This is a genomic window from Kitasatospora putterlickiae (genome assembly GCF_039527695.1).
Classification (GTDB): Bacteria; Actinomycetota; Actinomycetes; order Streptomycetales; family Streptomycetaceae; genus Kitasatospora; species Kitasatospora putterlickiae.
This window is the reverse complement of the sequence record NZ_BAAAKJ010000026.1, coordinates 19,152-21,227: the sequence shown is the minus strand read 5'-3', so window position 1 is coordinate 21,227 and position 2,076 is coordinate 19,152. Positions and strand designations below refer to the sequence as shown.

General features: G+C 74.7%; 3 protein-coding genes. 2 read left to right on the top strand and 1 reads right to left on the bottom strand.

Annotated features, from left to right (window positions below; genetic code table 11):
- The coding region (locus ABD308_RS03320) for a hypothetical protein (protein WP_425554681.1) at window positions 1-237 on the bottom strand (237 nt) is incomplete at its 3' end.
- 290 nt (window positions 238-527) lie between these two features.
- Here ABD308_RS03320 and ABD308_RS03315 point away from each other — a divergent pair.
- Together ABD308_RS03315 and ABD308_RS03310 are read left to right on the top strand one after the other, a co-directional pair.
- On the top strand, window positions 528-1,415 hold the full coding sequence (locus ABD308_RS03315) for an SAM-dependent methyltransferase (RefSeq protein ID WP_344325248.1): 888 nt from the start codon (window positions 528-530) through the stop codon (window positions 1,413-1,415).
- Window positions 1,416-1,523: 108 nt separating this feature from the next.
- Window positions 1,524-2,033 (top strand): FBP domain-containing protein, encoded by a 510-nt coding sequence (locus ABD308_RS03310; protein ID WP_344325245.1) that lies wholly within the window; start codon window positions 1,524-1,526, stop codon window positions 2,031-2,033.
- Window positions 2,034-2,076 lie beyond the last annotated feature (43 nt).

Sequence of the window (2,076 nt, the reverse complement as noted above, 5' to 3'; positions counted from 1 at the left end):
CGGGGCGGAGGCGGCGGACTCCGGAGCGGCCGGCTCCGGCGAGGCGGGCCCCTCGCCGCCGGCCCAGGCCGGATCCACGGCGGCCGACGGGTCCAGCGGGTCCGGACGCACCGTGAACGGCCCCGGATCGGCCCGGCGGCGGCCGGTGTCGCCGCAGGCGGTGAGCAGGCCACCGACGGCGGTGAGGGCGGCCAGCTTGACGGAGGTGCGCAGGACGGTGCGCCGGTCGGCAGTCATCGGCAGCCAGCATAGAGACGGCGCCACCCGGCGGCGACCGCCGGCCGCCGGCGCCCCGATCGCCCCGCGAACCGTGCTTGACGTGCACACACAGCATGGTTCGGATGCTGCGGAAACCTGAACTACCGCTGTTTCCAAGGCGACTCGTCGGCTACGATCACGGCGCACCGTGCGGTGGGGGCCGCAGCCGGCCGACCGCCGGTCGCGGGGCAGGGGAACAGGAGACGTCCGGCGGAACACACCCCGGACATCGCGGACACCACGACACCGTGGACACCAGGGGGCGGCAGATGAGCGAGGACAGGACGGCGGCGCGAGGCGTCACCGGAACCGATTGGGAGTGGGCGCGCGCCGACGACTGGCGGCCCCCGACCGAACTCGACACCGGGGTCCCGCACACGGCCCGGATGTACGACTACTACCTCGGCGGCAAGGACAACTTCGAAGCCGACCGCAAGGCCGCCGAGGCCGCCATCGCCGCCTACCCGGCGCTGCCGCTGCTGGCCCGAACCAACCGCGAATTCCTCGGCCGCGCCGTCGAGTTCGCGGCCGGCCGGGGCATCCGGCAGTTCCTCGACATCGGCACCGGCATCCCCGCCATCGGCTCCACCAGCGAGGTCGCCCGCAGGGTCGCCCCGGACGCCCGGGTCGTCTACGTCGACAACGACCCGATCGTGGCCACCCACGCGCGCGCCCTGCTGGCCGGCCACCCGGCCGGCCACACCTCGGTCATCGAGGCGGACCTGCGCGAGCCCGGGGCGATCCTCGCCCACCCGGCGCTGCGCTCCGCCATCGACCTCGGCGAACCCGTCGCCCTGATGCTGGTCGCCGTCCTGCACTTCATCCGCGACGAGGACGGCGCCGAGCGGATCGTGCGCACCCTGCGCGACGCGCTCGCCCCCGGCAGCGCGCTGATCCTCTCGCACGGCAGCCCCGACTTCGCCTCCCGGGAGGCCTCCGCCGAGGGCACCCGGGTCTACCGCAGCGCCAGCGCCCCGCTGGTGCTGCGCCCGCGCGCGGCCGTCGAACCCTTCTTCGGCGACTTCGAGTTCGCCGGCCCCGGCCTCGTCCAGCTCCCGCTCTGGCGCCCCGACGCCGGCCACGTCCCCACCACCGACCTGCCCGAGGGCTGGCAGGACGTCTCCGCCTACGGCGGCGTCGCCTTCAAACCCGCGTGACCGACCCCATCCCCCCACTGCCCACACCCGCCGCCGTCCTGCTCGCCGGGACGGCGGCGGGAAAAAACCGGGCGACGGCCGGGGTGGGGCGGTGTTAGCTTGCCGGATATGCGAGCCCTGAACGAGACCGAGATCCGCGCGTCCTTCGTCAACTGCTCCAAGGGTGAGGCCCGTCGGCTCAGTCTGCCCCGCGGGCTGGCCGAACTGCCCTGGGAGGAGCTTGACTTCCTGGGCTGGCGGGACCAGGGGGCGCCGGACCGCGCCTACCTGGTCGCCGAGCACCGGGGCGCGCTGGTCGGCGTCACCCTGCGGGTGCCCTCGTTCCGGCGGAGCCTGACCAAGACCAACGTCTGCTCGCTGTGCGTCACCGCGCACGCGGGTTCCGGCGTCGCGCTGCTCACGGCCCGGCGGGCCGGTGCGGCGGGGCGGGAGGGCAACACCGTCGGCACCTACATCTGCGCCGACCTCGCCTGCTCGCTCTACGTGCGCGGGCGCAAGAAGTCCGCCTCGGTGACCAGGCCCAACGAGTCGCTCCCGGTGGAGGAGCAGGTCGCCCGCACACTGGCGAACCTGGACGCCTTCCTCACCGAGGTCCGCACCGACATCCTCGCCGCCTGAGCGACGGCGGCCGACGACGGCCGACGACGGCCGACGACGGGGG

What these genes read in the sequence shown, in the direction of transcription:
- ABD308_RS03310 (WP_344325245.1), top strand. Translation starts at nt 1,524, where the DNA reads ATGCGAGCCCTGAACGAGACCGAGATCCGCGCGTCCTTCGTCAACTGC.
- ABD308_RS03315 (WP_344325248.1), top strand. Translation starts at nt 528, where the DNA reads ATGAGCGAGGACAGGACGGCGGCGCGAGGCGTCACCGGAACCGATTGG.